The sequence below is a fragment of the Paraburkholderia sp. BCC1876 genome (assembly GCF_902833695.1).
GTDB lineage: Bacteria > Pseudomonadota > Gammaproteobacteria > Burkholderiales > Burkholderiaceae > Paraburkholderia.
Genome location: NZ_CADFGI010000004.1, coordinates 549,647 through 570,131, shown reverse-complemented (window position 1 = coordinate 570,131; position 20,485 = coordinate 549,647). Strand labels below are relative to the sequence as shown.

The 20,485-nt window shown below is 64.2% G+C and carries 14 protein-coding genes; 5 read left to right on the top strand and 9 right to left on the bottom strand.

Annotation, left to right across the window (positions count from 1 at the left end):
• Window positions 1–22 precede the first annotated feature (22 nt).
• On the bottom strand, window positions 23–1,129 hold the full coding sequence (locus HWY05_RS17885; RefSeq protein WP_176059091.1) for a porin: 1,107 nt from the start codon (window positions 1,127–1,129) through the stop codon (window positions 23–25).
• A 427-nt stretch (window positions 1,130–1,556) separates the two neighbouring features.
• Here HWY05_RS17885 and HWY05_RS17880 point away from each other — a divergent pair, with 427 nt between their 5' ends.
• The 4 genes from HWY05_RS17880 to HWY05_RS17865 all read left to right on the top strand — a co-directional run bounded on the left by HWY05_RS17880 (window position 1,557) and on the right by HWY05_RS17865 (window position 8,547).
• A complete protein-coding gene (locus tag HWY05_RS17880; protein WP_176059210.1) occupies window positions 1,557–2,450 on the top strand; it encodes an N-formylglutamate amidohydrolase in 894 nt (297 codons plus the stop codon).
• Between the two features lie 10 nt (window positions 2,451–2,460).
• Complete coding sequence (locus HWY05_RS17875) at window positions 2,461–3,231, top strand: IclR family transcriptional regulator (RefSeq protein WP_176059090.1); 771 nt, start codon at window positions 2,461–2,463, stop codon at window positions 3,229–3,231.
• A 17-nt stretch (window positions 3,232–3,248) separates the two neighbouring features.
• Window positions 3,249–4,736: a YfcC family protein gene (locus HWY05_RS17870; protein WP_176059089.1), complete on the top strand. Its 1,488-nt coding sequence runs from the start codon at window positions 3,249–3,251 to the stop codon at window positions 4,734–4,736.
• Window positions 4,737–4,959: 223 nt separating this feature from the next.
• Window positions 4,960–8,547 carry an indolepyruvate ferredoxin oxidoreductase family protein gene (locus tag HWY05_RS17865; protein WP_176059088.1) on the top strand — a complete coding sequence of 1,196 codons (3,588 nt, stop codon included), beginning with the start codon at window positions 4,960–4,962 and terminating at the stop codon, window positions 8,545–8,547.
• Between the two features lie 114 nt (window positions 8,548–8,661).
• Here the strand turns inward: HWY05_RS17865 and HWY05_RS17860 are convergent, their stop codons facing one another.
• Window positions 8,662–9,360: a copper homeostasis protein CutC gene (locus tag HWY05_RS17860; protein ID WP_176059087.1), complete on the bottom strand. Its 699-nt coding sequence runs from the start codon at window positions 9,358–9,360 to the stop codon at window positions 8,662–8,664.
• 57 nt (window positions 9,361–9,417) lie between these two features.
• On the bottom strand, window positions 9,418–10,686 hold the full coding sequence (locus HWY05_RS17855; RefSeq protein WP_035553910.1) for an EAL domain-containing protein: 1,269 nt from the start codon (window positions 10,684–10,686) through the stop codon (window positions 9,418–9,420).
• A gap of 397 nt (window positions 10,687–11,083) precedes the next feature.
• Here HWY05_RS17855 and HWY05_RS17850 point away from each other — a divergent pair, with 397 nt between their 5' ends.
• A complete protein-coding gene (locus tag HWY05_RS17850) occupies window positions 11,084–12,739 on the top strand; it encodes a Na+/H+ antiporter (protein WP_035553913.1) in 1,656 nt (551 codons plus the stop codon).
• A gap of 94 nt (window positions 12,740–12,833) precedes the next feature.
• Here the strand turns inward: HWY05_RS17850 and HWY05_RS17845 are convergent, their stop codons facing one another.
• From HWY05_RS17845 to HWY05_RS17820, 6 genes are all read right to left on the bottom strand, one after another.
• The gene (locus HWY05_RS17845) at window positions 12,834–14,141 is read right to left on the bottom strand and encodes a solute carrier family 23 protein (protein ID WP_176059086.1); all 1,308 of its coding nucleotides are present in this window, start codon (window positions 14,139–14,141) and stop codon (window positions 12,834–12,836) included.
• A gap of 205 nt (window positions 14,142–14,346) precedes the next feature.
• The gene (locus HWY05_RS17840) at window positions 14,347–15,912 is read right to left on the bottom strand and encodes a methyl-accepting chemotaxis protein (RefSeq protein WP_035553919.1); all 1,566 of its coding nucleotides are present in this window, start codon (window positions 15,910–15,912) and stop codon (window positions 14,347–14,349) included.
• 374 nt (window positions 15,913–16,286) lie between these two features.
• Window positions 16,287–16,916 (bottom strand): DUF2239 family protein, encoded by a 630-nt coding sequence (locus tag HWY05_RS17835; protein ID WP_176059085.1) that lies wholly within the window; start codon window positions 16,914–16,916, stop codon window positions 16,287–16,289.
• A 152-nt stretch (window positions 16,917–17,068) separates the two neighbouring features.
• Window positions 17,069–18,580, bottom strand: coding sequence for a sensor domain-containing diguanylate cyclase (locus tag HWY05_RS17830; protein WP_176059084.1), 1,512 nt, complete (start codon window positions 18,578–18,580; stop codon window positions 17,069–17,071).
• A gap of 156 nt (window positions 18,581–18,736) precedes the next feature.
• Entirely contained in the window at window positions 18,737–19,438 is a 702-nt protein-coding gene (locus tag HWY05_RS17825; RefSeq protein ID WP_176059083.1) for an NAD(P)H-binding protein, read from the bottom strand.
• Complete coding sequence (locus HWY05_RS17820; protein ID WP_176059082.1) at window positions 19,435–20,385, bottom strand: SDR family oxidoreductase; 951 nt, start codon at window positions 20,383–20,385, stop codon at window positions 19,435–19,437. Before HWY05_RS17820 ends, HWY05_RS17825 begins: the two co-directional genes overlap by 4 nt.
• Window positions 20,386–20,485: the final 100 nt, after the last annotated feature.

Here is a 20,485-nt window from a genome sequence, read left to right as displayed (position 1 = left end):
CGCGCGTTACGCGGCCCCGCCCTCAGAACTTCTGGCGAATCCCCACCACGCCCACCACCTGCGTGCGCGAACTCGACGGATTGCTGATCCCCTCGATCGCCGCCACCGCATTCGCAGACGACCGCTGATAGATCGCGTTCACATACAGATCGGTCCGCTTGGACAGGTAGTACTGCACGCCCGCGCTGGTCTGCAGATAATGCACGCTCGGCGTGGCGCCTTGCGTCGTATGAACCTGCGTGTAGGTTTCGCCGAGCGCGAACAGCACCGACGGCGTGAACCGATAGCGGAAGCTGCCTTCGTAATTGTTGAAGCGCTGCGACCCGCCCGTTTGCAGATTGAACAGCGAGCTCGTGTACAACAGGCCGAAGGTCGCGTTACCGAAATCGTAGGTGCTCGCGGCGCCCCAGATCTGCTGCTTCGTGATGCCCTTCAGGAAGGTGAAGTAGTTGTCCGACGGAATCGCGCCGGTCGTGTCGAGCGCCGGGTTGTCGAGCACCACATACGCCACGCCCACCCGCAACGGACCTTGTGCATACGTGCCGCCCACGCTCCAGCTCCGGTTCGCCGCAAAGTTCGTCGAGTTGGAAAAGCCGTACATTGCGTTGCCCTGGAAGCCGGCCAGCGTCGGCGTCACGTATTTCACCGAGTTGTCGGTGCGAAACGAGTTGTTCAGGTCGTCGGTATCGAACGGATGCAGCGCGTACTGCGTCAGCGAGGTACTCGCACCGATCTGCAACGGCGCCAGCGAATCCTGCGCGGCGTTGTACTGCCGACCCATCGTGAACGTCCCCCAGCGCGGATTCGACAAACCGACCCACGCCTGCCGACCGAACATGCGGCCGTTCGCGCTGGCCGTGCCGGTTTCGATGTTGAAGCCGTTCTCCAGTTTGAAGATCGCCGTGTTGCCGCCGCCCAGGTCTTCCGTGCCCACCATGCCCCAGCGCGTGCCCTGTTCGTTGCCGCCGGTCGCCTGATACGTCGCACTGCCTTTCTGGTTGCTCGTGTAGGTGAAGCCCGCGTCGACGATGCCGTACAACGTCACGCTCGACTGCGCCATCGCGTTACCGCATAGCGCCGCACCGATCCCCGCGCCCGCGAGCGTCATCGCCAAACCTTTGCTGTTCATCTGCGTTCCTTTGTTGTGAGTGTGTGAGCTCGCACGCCGAAGCCGGTATTCATCGGATAAATCGCCCTGGCTTCTATGTTTTATTGAATAAAACAACGTATCGTTTATTATTCGAAAAGCAAAATTGGCCGGTCAAGGTTCGATAAAAATACTGGTTTGCCCGCATTGACGCTAATGGCCGGTGCTGGGGGTTTTAATAGCCAATACGGCGCAAAGTCTTACCCATCAAGGCGCTGATATTCAAGGACCCGGATAGCGAGGCTTTTAACGACTCACTTGACCAACAATAAGGTTCGTCGTTAAATATTGATATGCTGTTTTATTTAATAAAACACGACTCACACTTATCCCGGTCAAGACGGCCTTTTACAGCGCGTCGGCCACCCGAAAGGAATTTGCTTTGACGTCCGCCAGCAACACTTTTGCCGTGCCTGCTTCCGTGCCTGCTTCCGTGCCTGCTTCTGCGCCGTACTTCGTCGCTGAACCTGCCGGCGCGCGGCTGCCGATCCTGTTCGATTCGCCGCATAGCGGCATCGCGCTGCCGGCCGACTTCGGCGCCTGCGCGCCGCTCTCGGCGATCCACAGTTCGTGGGACGCCTTCGTCGACGAGTTGTGGGGCGCCGTGCCCGAGCAGGGCGGCGTGCTGATCGGCGCGCATTTCCCGCGCGCCTACATCGACCCGAACCGCGCGATCGGCGACATCGACGCGCAGTTGCTTGGCGAGCCGTGGCCCGAACCACTCGCGCCGGAGAAGTACACGTTGCGCGGCATGGGTCTGATCCGCCGCGACGCGCTGCCGAACCTGCCGATGTACGACCGCAAGCTCTCCGTGGCCGAGGTGCGGCATCGAATCGACGCGTACTACCGGCCGTATCGCGCGGCGCTCGCCGCCGCCGCCAAATGCGCGGTCGCGGAACACGGCGCGTTGTGGCACGTCGACTGTCATTCGATGAAATCGCGCGGCAACGAAATGAACGTCGACGCGGGCGCGGCGCGCCCCGACTTCGTGATCAGCGACCGCCTCGGCAGCACCGCCGACCCGGCGTTCACGCAATGGGTCGCCGACTACTTCAGCCACGCCGGTTATCGCGTGCAGGTGAACGAGCCGTATCAGGGTGGCGATTTGCTCACCGCCGTCAGCGATCCGGCACGGCGGCGCCACAGCATCCAGATCGAACTGAATCGCGGGCTGTATATGGACGAAGCCGCGTTCGTCAAACACGCCGGCTTCGACACGCTCAAACGCGCGCTCGACGCCTTCGTCGCCGCGCTCGCCGATTACGTGCGCGCACAACTAGCCGCGCCGCGCGCGGCGCAATGAAGGAATGACCGTGAACTACATCGTCGATTCCGTCGACAGTGCGCTGAAGCTGCTCAGCCATGTCGCCGAACATCCGGGTCTGGGCGTCACCGAACTCGCCAATCAACTCGGCATCAACAAATCGCGCGCGTACCGGATGCTGTGTACGCTCGAACTGCATCGCTTCGTCGTGCAGGACACGCGCGCGTCGACCTACTCGCTCGGGCCGCAGGCTTTCGTGATCGGCGTCGCCGCCGCGCAGCAGAACACGCTGGTGCGCTCGGCGCAGAAGCACATGCTCGTGCTCAACCAGGCCATCAACGAAAACGTCGTGCTGCGAGTGCGCGAAGGGTTGGAGACGGTGTGCGTCGCGCGTTGCGAAACCACGCATGAAATGCGCACCATCGGCGCGGTCGGCAATCGTCGCTCGCTCAATAGCGGCGCGTCGGGCCGGATTCTGCTGGCGTTCGCGCCGGACGCGGTCAAGACCGAATACCTCGCGCGTCTTAAGAAGCTGCCGCAGCCGCCCGATCTGATGAAGCTGGTCGACGAACTGGATGCGATCGCGCGTAAAGGCTACGCGGTGAGCGTTGGCGAAGTGACGGCGGGCGCCGTCGCGATTTCGGTGCCGGTGCGTGATATAAGCGGCGAGGCCGTGGCAGCGATCAGCGTCTCGGGGCCGGAAATGCGCATCAGCCGGATCGAGATTCCCGATTACCTCGAACGTTTGCAGGCCTGCAGCCGCACGATTTCCGCCGAACTCGGCTACACCGCGCCGCAAGCGGCGGCGCAACCGGCGTGAGCGCACAGGATCCCCACATGACCACGCTCGCACCCTCCGTGCCCGCCACCGCCGACGACGATCATCCGCACGACCGGCACGCCGGCAACGGCGCCGGTGGAGAAGAAAAGAAACCGCACGGCAAGATGCTGCACCCGGTCGTGATGATGATCTGGGTGCTGCTCGCCGCCGTGGCAATGACGTATCTGATCGACGCCGGCCGCTTCGAGCGCCACGACAAACTGGTCGTGCCGGGCACCTATCGCGTCGTGCCGAAAAGCCACAGCCTCGCCACGCTGGTCGCGCCGTCCGTCAGCAAAAGTACGGCGGATCAGGCCGCGCCGGCCAGTCTGGTGTCCGCCTTCGTCGCGGTGCCGAATGGCTTGATCAAGAACGCGCCGCTGATCTTCATGGTGATGTTCGTCGGCGGCATGTTCGGCGTGATGCGCAAAACCGGCGTGGTGGACGCGGGCATCGATCGGCTGTTGCAGCTCACCGCCGGCAACGTCTACGTGCTCGCGCCGCTGCTGATGCTGCTGATCGGGCTCGGCAGCACACTGCTCGGCTTCATCTCCGAATACCTCGTGATTATTCCGATGGTGATGGTGCTGACGCGCCGCCTCGGGCTATCGAATCTGTTCGCGGTCGCGCTCGTGGCGATCGCGGCGAAGATCGGCTATATCGCGTCGGTGACCAACCCGCTCTCGCTCGCGGTCGCGCAGCCGATCGTCGGCGTGCCGCTGTTTAGCGGCATCGGCATGCGGATCGGCGTGTTCTTGGTGTTCATGACGCTCGGCATTCTGTATCTGCTCGCGCATGTGCGGTTGAGCGGGTACCGGCTGGCCGCTGCGCGCGCGAGCCTTGAAGCACATCCGCACGCGCGGCTCTCGCGCCGCCATAAAGCGACGCTGCTAGTGCTGAGCGTCGCCGCCGCGATGCTGGTGATCGGCACGCGCGAACTGCATTGGGGCAACGTCGAGTTGTCCGCGTTCTACGTGTTCATCAGCATCGTCACGTCGGTGGTGGGCCGGCTCGATTCGCGCAGCGCGGCCGACGCGTTCGTCGACGGGATGAAGAGCATGATTCTCGCGGGACTGCTGATCGGACTCGCGGCATCGGTCGAACTGATTCTGCAGAACAGTCTCGTGCTCGACACGCTGATCGATCACTTCACGCGGCTTGCGCGCGGCCAATCCGCCGTGTGGGTCGCCAACGGCTTGATGGCCGTGCAGATGGTGCTCGACGTCTTCATTCCTTCGGTGTCGGGCAAGGCCGCCGTCAGCATGCCGATCATCGGGCCGATCGCGCAGTTGTCCGGTGTGAGCGGACAAACCTCCGTGCTCGCGTTCGTGCTCGGCGGCGGTTTGACCAACATGGTGACGCCCACCTCGGGCATGCTGCTCGCCTATCTCGCCACCGCGCGCGTGGGCTTCGGCCAGTGGCTGCGCTTCATCCTGCCGTTGTTCGTCGTGCTGTTGCTGCTGTCGGGCGGTGCGCTGGCATTGGCCGTCTGGACCGGGTATTGAGCACCGCTCGAACGCACCAGGGCATACCCGAATCCGCTTGCCGCGTGGAAGATCCACCTCAAAACTTCATTAAAACGCGCGGCTCTTCTCGCCCATTCGTTGCATGCTCATCAAACTAGAAAAAATTCACTCTAATCGGCGCTAAAAAATAGAGTCTCTTTCGCTGCGTCACCTCCGTGGTCCCCACCACCGCGCGCGGATGCAAAATATTGGAGACTCACCCATGACCGCTCGCCTGCCCATCGACGGCACGCCCGCTCTCGCCGACTACAAGCTGTCCGACAACCTCACCGCGACGCGCGGCCGGATCTTCCTGACCGGCACGCAGGCTCTGGTGCGGCTGGTGTTGATGCAGCGCGCCGCCGACAAGGCGCGCGACATGAACACCGCCGGCTTTATCAGCGGCTATCGCGGCTCGCCGCTCGGCATGGTCGACCAGCAGTTGTGGAAAGCGAAAAAACTGCTCGCGGCGAGTGATATTCGCTTTTTGCCCGCGATCAACGAAGAACTCGGCGGCACCGCCGTGCTCGGCACGCAGCGGGTGGAATCGGACCCGGAGCGCACCGTCGAAGGCGTGTTCGCGATGTGGTACGGCAAGGGCCCGGGCGTGGACCGCGCGGGCGACGCGCTCAAGCACGGCAACGCGTACGGCTCGTCGCCGCACGGCGGCGTGCTGGTGGTGGCGGGCGACGACCACGGCTGCGTGTCGTCGTCCATGCCGCATCAGAGCGACTTCGCGCTGATGGCATGGCATATGCCGGTGGTGAATCCGTCGAATATCGCCGACATGCTCGAATTCGGCCTGTACGGCTGGGCGATGTCGCGCTTCTCGGGCGCCTGGGTCGGCTACAAGGCGATCTCCGAAACGGTCGAATCGGGCTCGACGGTCGATCTCGACGCGCTGCAAACCGAGTGGACTGTCCCGCAAGATTTCGTCACGCCCGCCGGCGGCCTGCATAACCGCTGGCCGGATCTGCCGAGCCTGACCATCGAATCGCGGATGCACGCGAAGCTCGACGCGGTGCGTCACTTCGCGCGCGTGAACAGCATCGACAAATGGATCGCACCGAGCCCGCACGCGAACGTGGGGATCGTGACCTGCGGCAAGGCGCATCTGGACCTGATGGAAACGCTGCGGCGTCTCGATCTGACGGTCGCGGACCTGGAAGCGGCCGGCGTGCGGATCTACAAGGTCGGCCTGTCGTTTCCGCTGGAGGTGACGCGGATCGACGCGTTCGTCTCCGGTTTGTCCGAAGTGCTGGTGATCGAGGAGAAAGGCCCGGTCATCGAACAGCAGATCAAAGACTATCTGTACAACCGCACGCAAGGCACGCGGCCGATCGTCGTCGGCAAGAACGCCGAAGACGGCACGTTGCTGCTGTCGTCGCTCGGCGAATTGCGGCCCTCGCGCATTCTGCCGGTGTTCGCGGACTGGCTCGCGAAGCACAAGCCGGCGCTGGACCGTCGCGACCGCGTGGTCGAGCTGGTCGCGCCGCATATTCTTTCGAACGCCGCGGACAGCGTGAAGCGCACGCCGTACTTCTGCTCGGGCTGCCCGCACAACACGTCGACGAAAGTGCCGGAAGGCTCGATCGCGCACGCGGGCATCGGCTGTCACTTCATGGCGTCGTGGATGGAGCGCGACACCACCGGTCTGATCCAGATGGGCGGCGAAGGCGTGGACTGGGCCTCGCATTCGATGTTCACGAAAACGCGCCACGTGTTCCAGAATCTCGGCGACGGCACGTACTTCCATTCGGGCATTCTCGCGATCCGCCAGGCCGTGGCCGCGAAAACCACCATCACGTACAAGATTCTCTATAACGACGCGGTCGCGATGACCGGCGGCCAGCCCGTGGACGGCAGCATCTCGGTGCCGCAGATCGCGCGTCAGGTGGAAGCCGAAGGCGTGTCGCGCTTCGTCGTGGTAAGCGACGAGCCGGAGAAATACGACGGCCATCACGATCTGTTTCCGAAGGGCACGACGTTCCACCATCGCAGCGAAATGGACACCGTGCAGCGCGACTTGCGCGACACCGACGGCGTGACCGTGCTGATCTACGACCAGACCTGTGCCGCGGAAAAACGCCGTCGCCGGAAAAAAGGTGAGTTTCCCGACCCGGACAAACGCCTCTTCATCAACGAGGAAGTTTGCGAAGGCTGCGGCGATTGCGGCGTGCAGTCGAATTGCCTGTCGGTCGAGCCGGTCGAAACGGCGTTGGGACGCAAGCGCCGGATCGATCAATCGTCGTGCAACAAAGACTTTTCTTGCGTGAACGGTTTTTGCCCGAGCTTCGTCACCGTGGAAGGCGGCAAGCTGAAAAAGGCCGCAGGCGCCGCGTTCGATCCGCAAGCGCTGGCCGCGCGCGTCGACACGTTGCCGATTCCCGCGACGCATCTGGACGCCGCGCCCTACGACATTCTCGTGACCGGTGTGGGCGGCACGGGCGTCGTGACGGTCGGCGCGTTGATCAGCATGGCCGCGCATCTGGAAGGCAAGAGCGCGTCGGTGCTCGACTTCATGGGCTTCGCGCAGAAGGGTGGCTCGGTGCTGTCGTTCGTACGCTTCGCCGCACGTGACGAATGGTTGAACCAGGTGCGTATCGACACGCAGCAGGCCGACGTGCTGCTCGCCTGTGACATGGTGGTCGGCGCGAGCGCCGATGCACTGCAAACGGTGCGTCACGGCCGCACGCGCATCGTCGTAAACACGCATGCAATTCCGAACGCGACCTTCGTGACGAACCCGGACGCGACGCTGCACGCCGACGCGCTGATCGACAAGATGCGTCACGCGGCCGGTGCGGAACGCATGTCGACCTGCGACGCTCAGGCACTCGCTACGCGTTTTCTCGGCGACACGATCGGCGCGAACATTCTGATGCTCGGCTACGCATGGCAACTCGGTCTGGTGCCGGTGTCGTTCGCCGCGATGATGCGCGCGATCGAATTGAACAACGTCGCGGTGCAGATGAATCAACTGGCGTTTTCGATTGGCCGTCTGGCCGCGGAAGATCCGGCCGCGCTCGACGCGTTGTGGCAAGCGCGGCATCTGGCGAAACAGGCCGTCAAGGTCGATACGCTCGATGAACTGATCGCGCATCGCGAAGGCCGTTTGCAGATTTACGGCGGCGCAAGCTACGTGAAGCGTTATCGCACGCTGGTCGATGCGGCACGCCGCGCCGAAACCGCCGTCGATGCAAAAAGCGAGCGCGTGACGCGTGCGGTCGCGACGACGTTCTACCGTCTGCTCGCGGTGAAGGACGAATACGAAGTCGCGCGTCTGCATACCGACACGGCGTTCCGCGAAGCGCTCGAAGCGCAATTCGAAGGCGTGGCCGGCAAGGACTTCGGCATCAAGTTCAACCTCGCGCCGCCGACCATCGCGCGTCCGCAGCACGGCAAGAATCCGACCAAGAAAGTTTTCGGTCAATGGATGTGGCCGGTACTCGGCATGATGGCGAAATGGCGTGGCCTGCGCGGCACGATGCTCGATCCGTTCGGCCGTACGCTGGAACGCAAGATGGAACGCGACCTGGCCGGCGATTACGAAACCACGCTGCAACGTGCGTTCGCGAAGCTCGATACGACTACGCTGGAAGACGTCGCAAAGCTCGCCGATCTGCATGCGCGTGTGCGCGGTTACGGTCATGTGAAGCTGGCGAATCTGGCGGGTGTGAAGCGCGGCGAGCGTGATCTGGCGGCTCGCTTGCAGATCGATCCGGCGACCAGCGCGGCGGTGCGTCAGTCGTTGGATGAGGTGAAGGGCGCTGGGCAGTTGCGCGGGATTCCGGTGGTTGTCGCGAAGTAGGTTTCGCGCGCAGTGATTGGAACGTAGAAAAAACAATGCCGCTTCGAGTTCTGGACTCGAAGCGGCATTTTTGTTTGGGTTTGGATTGAGTGGCCGAACGTTACGCGTTCATCCTCATGCGTTCGCGTTTAACGACGCCCGGACCTTCGCGACTCGATCCGCGTCGACCGGCGCGAGGCCGTTGCCGCCCACCCGAACGCCCGAACCGAAATGCACCGCCTCGACTCGCGTTCGGCTCGCAAAGCCGCCGATAGCATCGACGGTTAACCCCGCGCCCGCCAGCACGGTGCAATGCGATCCCGACGCTTGCTGTATCAACTCGCGGATCGTGGCTTCCGCATTCAATACCGACGCCTGTCCGCCCGACGTCAAAACGTTAGTCACCTCAGGAAAGCCAAGCAGCACATCCAACGCCTTGCGTAAATCGCGCGTTTCATCGAACGCCCGGTGGAAGGTGATGGCCAATCCGTCGGCCGCGCTGATCGCTCGCGCAAGCGCTTCGCGGTCGATCTCCCCCGCTTCGTTCAGCATGCCGATCACCACGCCGTTCGCACCCGCCGCTTTGACCGCGCGCACGTCGCGCCACATCACCGCATAGTCGTCCGCGTCATAGACGAACGAGCGGCTATGCGGCCGCACGATCACGTTCACGGGAATCTCAACGGCCGCCACCACCGCTTCGATCAAACCAACGCTCGGCGTCAGACCGCCCTCGCCCATCGCGGTGATGAGTTCGAGACGGTCGGCCCCCGTCTGCGCGGCGAGCCGCGCATCGGCAACGGTCGTGGCAATCACTTCGAGTAGAACGGACATAGGCGCGTCTGAGTGTCGTCGTTGAAAACGACATCATCTCAGACTGGCGTATCCGGCTTATTCCTCGACCCAATCGATATCGCCGCATAGCACGCAGGTCTGCTCACCCACGCGCGTCGCCACTGAAAGCGTCACGCACGGCAACGCCTCGTTGATCGACAGATACGGTCGCGTCACATGTACGCGTTCCGGCGCATTGATCGCGTCGCGGAAATACGGACGACGCAACCAGTTCGCGCCTTGCGCGTCCGCCAGCGGCAGAAAGCGCGTTTCATGCGCCGCGCGATCCGCGCGCAACACGACATTGCGGCCGGCCTGCTTGCCTTTGGCATCGAGCAGGAAACAGCGCGCGGCGTGATCGAGCGCGAGAAAATTCCAGCACACTTCTTCCAGCGGTTCGCCGGCCGCAAGCCGCTCGGCCGCGCGCTCGAACGCCCGCAGATACGGCACGAGACGGCTCGCGCTGCGCCGCTCGTGGGCTTCGGTCTGATCGCGATACCGTTCGGTGAGTTCGCTGATGCACTCGGCGGCATGCGCCGCATCGGCCGCGGCCGGATTCGGCCGGCCGAAGAAAAAGCCCTGCACGAAGTCCGCGTTGCAGGCGAGCGCCATCTGCGCTTCGTGTTCGGTTTCCACGCCTTCGATCAGCACGAGCTTGCCCGCCTCGTGCAGCAACGCGACGAGCCCAGGCAGAATCGTCGCCATATCCGCGCGATGCGCCGCATGCGACAGCATGATGCGGTCGAGCTTCACGATATCGGGATTCAATTGCCAGATCCGTTCGACGTTCGAGTGTCCCGCGCCGAAATCGTCGAGCGCGATCAGGAAGCCACGCTCGCGGAATTGACGCACGGCATCGGCGAGACGTTCGAGATCTTCCGCGCGATGTTCGAGCACTTCGAGCACGATGCGGCGCGGCGGCAGATCGAGGCGCTTGAGCGTGGCGAGCAACGCCGCCGACAGATACGGATCGGTGAGCGCGCCGGGATGCACGTTGAGGAACAGCCATTCGCGCTCGGCGCCGAGCACCTTGAAGTTCTCCAGATGCAGGGTCTGCGCCAGCCGGTCCACTTGCAGCACGTCGCCCAGACGGGCGGCCTCGCCGAAGACGTCGAGCGGCGACACGGGACGGTCGAGCGCGTCGTGCGCGCGCAGCAGTCCCTCGTAGCCAACCGCCCGCATATGCGACAGGCTGAAAATCGGTTGAAACACGCTGGTCAGCGTCAGTTCGCCATGCTGAACCGAATAACGTTCGAGCCCCGACGTCACTTCGACGTCGAAGCCATGCGGCACGCTGGCCGTTCTTTCCTGTTGCGCAATCGTCATGCAATCCTCTCACGCGAGAGCCGGGCCGGTCCGAACGCGGAAGCGAACAACGGCGGCGCCAATTCTCAAAATGTGCGTCATCGATATCTCTTAAGCAAGCTCCATGCGCACGCTGGCGCACATTCGAATGAAGTTTGCATCGGAGATTGCACGGCGCAAGGGCCAATGCGCCGCACGTGGGCGCAGCGCGCACCGTTACGGTGCGTGGCGCGATTGCGGTGGATCGGGCCGCGGGTGACCGCACGCCTCTTCGCGTTGCCGGGCTCGCAAGAGGGCGCGACCTCATCGGGCTAAACTTCGCGGGCTACACTTCGACGTCGCGTCGTCGCAAAGCCCAGGCGGCGGCAGCGTCAAGCATCGCTAAAGTCACTCCCGTCATAGCCCCAGAAACAGACCGATGGATATTGTTTTTACCGTATTGATTCTTCTGCTGGCCGTCTCCGCGTCGGGCATCGTTATCCGTTTGCTGCCGTTCACGTTGCCGCTGCCGCTCGTGCAGATCGCGATCGGCGCGATGCTCGCGTGGCCGAAGCTCGGGTTGCACGTCACGTTCGATCCGGACATTTTCATGATGCTGTTCATCCCGCCGCTGCTGTTCGCGGACGGCTGGCGCATTCCAAAGCGCGAGCTGTTCATGGCGCGCCGCTCGATCCTGATGCTCGCGCTCGGCCTCGTCTTCATGACAGTGCTCGTGGTCGGCTATTTCGTGCACGCCCTGGTGCCGGCGATTTCGCTGCCGGTCGCGTTCGCGCTGGCCGCCGTGTTGTCGCCGACCGATGCGGTGGCGCTGTCCGGGATTGTCGGCAAGGGCAAGATTCCTGGCCGGCTGATGCATATCCTCGAAGGCGAAGCGTTGATGAACGACGCGTCCGGCCTCGTCGCGCTGAAGTTCGCGATCGCCGCCGCGCTGACCGGCGTGTTCTCGCTGCGCGACGCGTCGATCAGCTTCGTGATCATCGCCGCCGGCGGACTCGCGACGGGCGCGGCGGTGAGCTGGTTGTTCAGCTTCGTGTCGGCGCATTTTCTGAGCCTCAACGAAGAAGGCGATCCGGCGCCCGGCGTCGTGATGACCTTGCTGATTCCGTTCGCCGCCTATCTGATCGCCGAGCGCTTCGAGTTGTCCGGCATTCTGTCCGCGGTCGCCGCCGGCATGATGATGAACTACGCGAGCATTGCGAACGCGGGGCCGGTGTCGTCGCGGGTGCGCTCGAACAGCACCTGGACCATGATCGAGTTCGTCTTCAACGGCATGGTGTTTATTCTGCTGGGGCTGCAGTTTCCGCACATTCTCGGCCGCGCGCTGCTCGACGCGCACGAAACCAGCGACGCCCAGGTCGGGCTGCTGGTCGGTTACATCGCGGCGGTCGCGCTCGCGCTCTACGCGATGCGCTTCGTGTGGGTGTGGTTGCTGCGCTGGTTCGCGAGCCGAGGCGCGACGAAGCGCGGCATGGTGAACGCGGTGCCGGGTTTGCGCACGGTCACGGTGACGACCGTCGCTGGCGTGCGCGGAGCGGTGACGCTGGCGGGCGTGTTGTCGTTGCCGGAAATGTTGCCGGGCGGCGCGCCGCTGCCGGGCCGCGATCTGGCGATTTTCATCGCCTCGGGCGTGATTCTGGTGTCGCTGCTGGTGGCGGTCGTGGCGTTACCGTTGCTGCTGCGCGGCTGGCGCAAGGGCCGCGATCCGCATGCGGCCGAAGAAGCGCTCGCCCGCACGATGGCGGCGCAAGCCGCGATTCGCGCGATCGACGTGATGCACGATAAAGAGTGCGCCGGTCTGGAAGAATCGGCTTCGGCCTACGCGGCAGATGTCACCGCACGCGTGATGGATCTGTACCGGCGCCGCCTCGCCACGCTCGACGACGAACAGGAACCGCGCGAACTGGCGCGCCTCGCCGATGCGTTGGAGTTCCGAATGAAACTGGCTGCGATGCGCGCCGAACGCAAGACCTTGCTGGCGCTACGCAACAGTCAGCAGATCAACGACGAGACGTTGAACAAGCTGATGCGCGAGGTGGATCTGTCGGAGACGGCGCTGACCGCGCGCAAGAAGTAAAGCCTGGTTTGCAATCGCGGCGGCGTTGGTTTGAAGACTGCCTTTCAACCAACACCGCCGGCAGGACTGCGCATAGCGCCGGTCTAAAACTCGATCACGCGACCGGCCCTTGCGCCGGTTTTCTACGCAGCAGCGCGTACAGAATGATCGCACCGAACGTCGCGGTCCCGATGCCACCGAGCCCAAATCCGCCGAGCTTCAACGAGAAATCGCCCGCGCCCAGCACGAGCGTTACCGCGGCCACGATCAGGTTGCGGTTGTCGGAGAAGTCCACCTTGTTGACGACCCAGATACGCGCGCCGGTCACGGCGATCAGCCCGAACACGACGATCGACACGCCGCCCAACACCGGCCCCGGAATAGTCTGAATCACCGCGCCGAACTTCGGCGAGAAACCCAGCACCAACGCGATCAAGGCCGCGATCACGAACACCAGCGTCGAATAGATTTTGGTGACAGCCATCACGCCGATGTTCTCGGCGTACGTCGTCACACCGGTGCCGCCGGCAAAGCCCGACACGATGGTCGCGAGGCCGTCGCCGAGAAACGCGCGGCCGACATAGCCGTCGAGGTTCTGTCCGGTCATCGCGCTGACCGCCTTGATGTGGCCGAGATTTTCCGCGACGAGAATCACCGCGATCGGCGCAAGCAAGGTCATGGCCTGCAAATTGAAGACGGGTGCCGTGAAATGCGGCATGCCGAACCACGCGGCGTTCGCGACGATCGCGAAGTCGATCGGCTTGCCCATGCCGAGCCCGTTCGTGACGATCGCGTAAATCACATACGCCATCAGCAAGCCGACCAGAATCAGCAGACGCTGCAGCATGCCGCGCGCGAACACGGCGACTGCGCCGACGCACAGCACGGTGACCAGCGCCATCCACGATTCGAAGTTGCTGCCGCTCACGCCGTGTACCGCGATCGGCGCGAGATTCAGACCGATCACGCAGACGATCGCGCCCGTCACAACCGGCGGCATCAGCGTTTCGATCCAGCGCGTGCCGACCGCCGACACGATCAGCCCGATGATCGCGTACACCACACCGCACGCGATGATCCCGCCCAGCGCCAACGGAATGTTCAGATTCGGACCATGACCGCCGTAGCCCGTCACCGCGATCACCAGACCGATGAACGCGAAGCTCGAACCGAGATAGCTCGGCACGCGGCCGCCCACCAGCACGAAGAACAGCAGCGTGCCGACGCCCGACATGAAGATGCAGAGGTTCGGATCGAAGCCCATCAGCAGCGGCGCGAGCACGGTCGAACCGAACATGGCGACGACGTGCTGCACGCCCATCGCGACCATTTGCGGCCACGCGAGCCGTTCGTCGGTGCTGACGATGCGGCCTTCGACGCCGGCAGACTGGCGGCGCCAGCGGGGGAAATAGGAATCGGCCATGGCGGGGGTTCTCCTCTGTTCGGCGTGTTTTATCGTGGACGACGCCGGAACGAGGCGCCGCCGCTCAAGAATCAGGCGCGAGTGTACGGAGTGCCAATGGGCCTGGCAAGGGAGGTTAAACGCGTGGCTTTCACTGGTGTGCGAGCGCGCTGCGAGCCGTAATGCGCACGGCTCAAGCGGCTCCAGCGGCTCGCACGAATGCCCCTCAAGCGGCGCGCGCTTCGAGCGAGAACACCGTCACGGCCGTTTGCAGTTGCCGCGCCTGATCCGCCATCGACGCCGCCGCAGCCGCCGCCTGCTCGACCAGCGCGGCGTTCTGCTGGGTCACGTCGTCCATCTGCGCGACCGCGCGATTCACTTCCTCGATGCCGGTGCTCTGCTCCTGCGACGCCGACGAAATCTCGCCCATGATGTCGGTCACGCGCTTCACCGCGTGTGTGACTTCGGCCATGGTCTGGCCGGCGCGCTCGGCGAGTTCGGCGCCGCTGCCCACGCGGGCCGTCGAGCTTTCGATCAATTCCTTGATCTCCTTGGCCGACACCGCGCTGCGTTGCGCGAGCGAGCGCACTTCGCCGGCCACGACCGCGAAGCCGCGCCCTTGCTCGCCGGCACGCGCCGCTTCGACGGCCGCGTTCAACGCGAGAATGTTGGTCTGGAACGCGATCCCTTCGATCACCGCGATGATGTCGGTCATGCGCTTCGACCCGGCCGCCAGCTCGCGCATGGTCTCGACCACATCGCCCACCAGGCTGCTGCCGCGCGCCGCGACTTCCGACGCGCCATGCGCCACGCCGCCCGCCTGCTGCGCATTCTCGGCGTTCATCTTCACCGTCGACGTGAGTTCCTGCATGCTCGACGCGGTTTCCTGCAACGCGGCGGCCTGCTCTTCGGTGCGTTGCGACAGATCGGTGTTGCCCTGCGCGATCTCGCCCGACGCCATCAGGATCGACTCGCTCGATTCGCTGATGCCCGACACGATGCCCGCCAGCCGCTCGCGCATGTTGCGCAGCGCGAACAGCATGCTGTCGGTGTCGCCGGCGCGCGTGTCGACGCGCACGCTCAGGTCGCCATCGGCGATCCGGTTGGCGATCTGCATCGCGTAGTCCGGCTCGCCGCCGAGCTGACGCGCCAGACGGCGCGCGATCAGCGTGGCGAGCAACATGCCCACGACGATCGCGCCCAGCACCAGCACGCTCATCACGATCCGCATGTGCTGGTAGTCGGTGCTCGCTTCCTGCTGCGCCTCGTTGGCTTGCTCGCGGCGATAGTCGATCAGCGCCGTGATGCGGTCGCGCAGCGCTTCGCTGGCGGCAATCGCGCGACGCACGAGTTCGTTGTTGTCGACGCCGGCCGGAATCGGCTCGAGCCCGATCTGTTGATGCACGATGCCTTCCCACACCGCCGATTCACGCAGCACGCCGTCGAACATCTCCTGGCCCTTGCCGGCGCCGGCGGTCTTGCGATACTCGTCGTAGGCGCTGTGCATGGTCTTCAGCGACGCGACGATGCCGTCCTTCAACTTTTGACGGCCGGCGTCGTCGGTGGCATAGCCGAGATTCGCGGCGGCCAGATCGGAATCGATCTTGTGGCGATTGGCCTCTTCCATCCAGTAGAGGCCGTTCATGTGTTTGTCGCCGATCACGGTCGTAATGTCATGCATCGACGACAGCGTGCTTAACGCCGTCGCGCCGATCACGACGCAAAAGCCGATCACCACGGCGAACGCCAGCAACAGTTTGCGGAATACGGTCATGCGGTCGAACCACTTCATCTCATCATCCCTTCACAAGGTCTCGACAGGCTGTTTCGCCATCGCGCCGTAGCGACCCCGTTCGAGATCAGTTGGGTACGTAGCGACGCTCCTTCTCTTTTACGGCTGTCAGGGCGGAGTCTTGATCAGACAAATGGCAGGAATAACCGGGAAAGGATGATGTAAGCAACGCCCGTTGAGCGGGGCCGGATCGCGGCGCCACGCCTGTGCGGCCGCTCGCCGCAGGGGCGTTTGGGATTCGTCCGATGTATTGGGGTAAACCGGTCTCTTAGACTGCGTTTGCTGCGTTCACCCCATGAACTGCATGCGATGTTGTAACTCTCCGACTTGCCGCTCACGCTTCCCCGGCGTGAGCGGTTTTTTTTCGTCTGGCGTTATACGCTCGCGGCGAAGGCGCTTTCGGCGAGTCGTAACGCGTGAGCGCCGACGTCGTCCGGCCATGCCGCGACGATCGCCGCAAAACGCGGCTGGTCGTTCGCATAGAGCGCGCGCGTCGCGTCTTCGTAGTCCGGCAGATTGCCGGCCAGCGCGGTCATGAAGCGATAGACGGCTTCCTGCGCCGCGCGTCGGCGATCCTTGTCCTCAGCCGCGACGCGCGCCGCCTCGACCAGCTTGCGCAGCGCCACCGACGCGCCGCCCGATTGTCCGTTCAGCCAATCCCAGTGACGCGGCAGCAAAGTGACCTCGCGGGCCACGACGCCGAGCTTGGGCCGGCCACGGCTACGCGGTGTGCCGTCCTCGGTCGCGGCGGTCGGTTCGGCGGCGGGTTCGGCGGTCGGTTCACCGTCTCGCTGCTGGCTGGCCAGCCGCGCCACGATTTCCTCCGACGTGCCGCGCAAATCGAATTCGATCGGCTGGCTCGTGATGTCGTCGAAGATCAGCACGGGCGCCTGTTCGCCGCGCGCAAGCACCGCTTTGACCGCTAGCGCGACGTCCGACAGTGAACCCGACGCGATGCGGCGATGGCCTTCAAAGGCGGTGCAAGTGGAGATGGACGAGGTCACGACAAACTCCTGAAAGAGGATTTGCCGAATTATACCCGGGTGAAATTTGGACGCAACATATTATCCGGGTGAAATTCAAGAACACCTTTGCGGTCTGCGATTGACCGCGCGCGCTTCAGGTCGCCTTAGTTGCTTCTAGTCGCTTAATCGCTTTAGTGCCCCGGCGTCACCGCCGCATGGCGAGCATGCGTGTGAACCGTCGCGCGATAACCCATCACGCGATTGCGGCCCGCGTCTTTGGCTTCGTAGAGCGCCTCGTCGGCGGCGTTGATCAGCGCGCGGCTCGTTGCGAAGGCGTGGCCGTGGGTCGTGGCGACGCCCACGCTCACCGTCAGCACATGATGCGAACTCGCCACATGGCGCAGTTCGCGGGCGTGAATCGCCGCGCGAATCTTCTCGGCGATGTGCGCCGCGCCGGCCGCGTCGGTATCCGGCAGCAGCACCGCGAACTCTTCGCCGCCGTAGCGCGCCGCCGTGTCGCCTGGACGCCGCACGTTCTGCGAGATGCTGCGGGCCACCGTGACGAGCGCATCGTCGCCCGCCGAATGGCCGTACAGATCGTTGAAACCCTTGAAATTGTCGACGTCGATCAGCAGCATCGACAGCGCCCAGCCATTGCGTTGCGCGCGGCGCCATTCCGCGTCGACCTCCTCTTCGAAGGTGCGGCGGTTGTTCAGGCCGGTGAGCCCGTCGGTGCGCGCCAGCATGCGCAACTCTTCCTCGGCGGCGCGGCGATGCCGCAACTGCTGCGAAAACAGCAAAGCCAGCGCGATGATCGTCAGATCGAGCGCGGCGATCAGCGAACCGATGATCCAAGCGCGGTGCCGCCATTCCACGTAGATGTCTCGCGTGGACAGCGCGACGTCGAGGATCAGCGGATACATGTCGATATGGCGGAACGCGTACCAGCGCTCGACGCCGTCGATCGCCGCCGTGCCGAAGAAGTCGCCGCTCGGCTGGGTGAGAAAGCGCGAATAGTTGGCGGTGCCGGCGAGGCCGATACCGATGATCTTCGGATCGTAAGGACGCCGCATCAGCATCGTGCCGTCGCTCAGCATCAGCGCCATGGAGCCGCCGGTGCCGAGGTTCATGCCGGCGAACAGGCTGCGGAAGTAAGTGAGGCGCATCGTGCCGACCACCACGCCGCCGAAGCTGCCGTCCGGCTTGGAAATCCGCCGGCTCAACGCGATGCTGACTTCCTTGCCGGTCACCTTCGGGATGAACGGGTGACTGAGATACAGGCCGACGTTGGGAGAATCGCGTTGCACCTTGAAGTAGTCGCGATCGGCGACATTGATCTTGCGCGGCGGCGAGGCTTGCGAATCGAAGCGTATGTTGCCCGCTTCGTCGACGACGAGGAGCGAGCCGAGGTCTTTGGCACTGGCCGAGCCGTCGAACAGCACCATTTGGCGCATGGCGGGATCAAGGTTCAGCACGCCGGGCTGCTTCAGACCGTCGATCACCGCGCGCAGCGACAGATCGTAGATCTCCAGATTGCGCGACACGTCGCGCTCGATCAGCAGGGAAACGTTGAAGACGGAGTCCTGGGCGCGCCGCAGCGCGTCATCGCGCATCTGGGCCAGCACCCACACGGCGATCGCGAGTATCGCGCTGGCCAGCACGATACTGATCGCAATCACGATGTTCGGTCGGCGCGTCACCATGGCAGGTTCGTTCAAGCATGCGCTGAGTCACGCGCGTGAAGAAGGAGGCCGCGTCCGCAATAGCGCGTCCCGTTTGCCCGTAGCGTACCAGACACGGCAATGCGTCAAACGATTGAATAGGCGGCTTTTTCCGGGCTTGAACGAAAACCGGAGCGCTTAGCCGGCGTGCAGATCGAGCGCGGGGGCGGACGCCGGGCGACTGAGCGCGCGAATGTCGACAGTTTCGAGCACGGCCTTGGCGGCGCCGTGGCGCGCGACGGTCAGCATGGCGAGGCCGATGTCTTCGGTGCTCAGCACGTAGTTCGGCAGCAGCGCGCGCAGCATCGGCAGGATGGGTTTGGCTAGCGTGTAGAACAGCCGGTATGAACGTGTTTTCGAGCGGACGCCGTGCAGCGGTTCGATCACGCCCGGGCGGAACAGGTAGACGGCTTTGAACGGCAGTTGCCGTAGCGCGTTCTCAGTGCGGCCTTTGACGCGCGCCCACATGCTGCGGCCGCGCTCGGTGCTGTCGGTGCTCGCGCCGGATACGTAGACGAAGGTCATGCGCGGGTTGAGACGCGCGAGCGTGCGCGCCGCCGCCATCGTCAGGTCATAGGTGAGGCGCGTATAGTCCGCCTCCTTCATGCCCGCCGACGAAACGCCGAGGCAGAAGAAGCACGCATCGAAACCGGTGAGCTGGCTTTCCAGCGCGCTGTAGTCCATCAGGTCCGGCTGGATCACTTCGATGAGACGCGGATCGAGCTGGCCACTGCGCGTGCGGCCGACCGTCTGGACCACCTCGACGTCCGGTGCGCGCAGGCATTCGCGCAAGACGCCTTGTCCGACCATGCCGGTCGCGCCAAAAATCAGAACCTTCATGATGCGTGCTCCATGGTCGCGCGAGGCCAGCGCGCGTTGGTGAGTGCTTCGGAAACCGCCCACAGGCGCGCGGCGATCGCCTTGTCTTGTGCGAGGCGGGAAATCTGCGCGTCGCCCGGCGGCCCTTTCAGTTCAAACAGGCCGGTCGGTCCGTAGTAACCGCCGGGTTCGGCGTTGGGCGAAGTCGCGGCGAACAGCGTCGGCAATGCGCCGTCCGCGGCCGATTGGCTCGCGAGCGGCTCGAATGTCATGCGGTTGATCGCCTGCAGCAGCGTGTCGGCGCCCGGGCCGTTGGCGATCAGATCGGTGCGCGCGTAGCCGGGATGCGCCGCGTTGCTCAGCAGTCCCCAGCCGTTCGCATCGCTGCGGCGTTGCAGTTCGAGCGCGAACATCAGCATCGCCAGCTTCGACTGCGCGTACGCGGGCCAGGGCTTGTAGCCGTGCTGCCATTGCAGATCGTCGAAATGAATCGCGGCACCGATCTTGTGCGCGCCGCTGCTCAGATTGACCACGCGCGGCTCGCGTCCTGCACGCAGCAACGGCAGCAAGCCTTCGGTCAGCGCGAAGTGTCCGAGGTAGTTGGTGCCGAATTGCAGTTCGAAACCGTCCGAGGTGGTTTGCCGCGTGGGCGGCGTCATCACGCCTGCGTTGTTGATCAACAGATCGAGCGCCGCGTGTCCGGAGGCGAATTGATCGGCGAACTGGCGCACGGACGCGAGGCTCGCCAGATCGAGATGCGTGTAGCGGATCGACGCGGCGGGATGCCGCGCGCGAATCGCGTCGAGCGCGGCTTGGCCTTTTTGCTCGTTGCGTCCGGTGAGCACGACCTCGGCGCCCGCGCCGGCCAGTGCCAGCGCCGTTTCGAAACCGAGCCCGCCGGTCGCGCCGGTGATCACCGCGAGGCGGCCGGTCTGACGGGGAATGTCCGCAGTGGTCCAGTTAGGCATGGAGTGTGTCCTCATTGGTGCGGCGTCGATTCGACGCCGCCGTGCCGATTGCCGCGATGAATGCGCTGACCTGTGTCGTTGCGCCAGGCGCCACGCCAGC